This window comes from Bacillus sp. JJ1533, from assembly GCF_036965045.1.
GTDB lineage: Bacteria > Bacillota > Bacilli > Bacillales > Bacillaceae_L > Ferdinandcohnia.
In genome coordinates, this window is sequence record NZ_JBALOV010000051.1 from 1 (window position 1) to 520 (window position 520).

Below are 520 nucleotides of genomic sequence, written 5' to 3' on the forward strand. Positions count from 1 at the left end.
CTTATCGTTTTTTTGAAATTTCTCTATAAATATCAAAAAACCAATAAGAATACAAATAACAAGGGAGATGGGGTTAAAATGATCCATGCTAAAACGGTATTGTTAGACCAATTGTTAGCCAATGCAAATGATCGCAGCTGGTATGCTTCCTTTCAAGAATTGGTTGAGGGAATCTCAGATAAAGAGGCTAATTGGAAGCCAGATGGGGCAAGTCATAGTATCGCAGAAATTGTTCAACATCTTATCTATTGGAATGAAGTATGGCAATTAAGGTATGAAAAATCTAACGTTAATGTCGTTCAATCTTTAGAAGATAATGCAGACAGTTTTCTTACTAATTGGAAATGCTACTACACATAATGCTTACCATATCTGTCAAATAGCCTATATACGCAAAATGAAAAAGGACTTTTCCTAATATGGTTCAATCTATTTTTAGTGAAGAAAAAGAATTGCACCTTGTCCCATTAACACGAAGGACGGGCTATGTTTGTGAATATATGTACTTAAACTATAGGGT

At 33.8% G+C, this 520-nt stretch carries 1 pseudogene; it reads left to right on the forward strand.

From position 1 onward, the window contains the following. The first annotated feature begins 78 nt into the window (after nt 1-78). Nucleotides 79-418: pseudogene (locus V7138_RS23495) on the forward strand (DinB family protein). Nucleotides 419-520 lie beyond the last annotated feature (102 nt).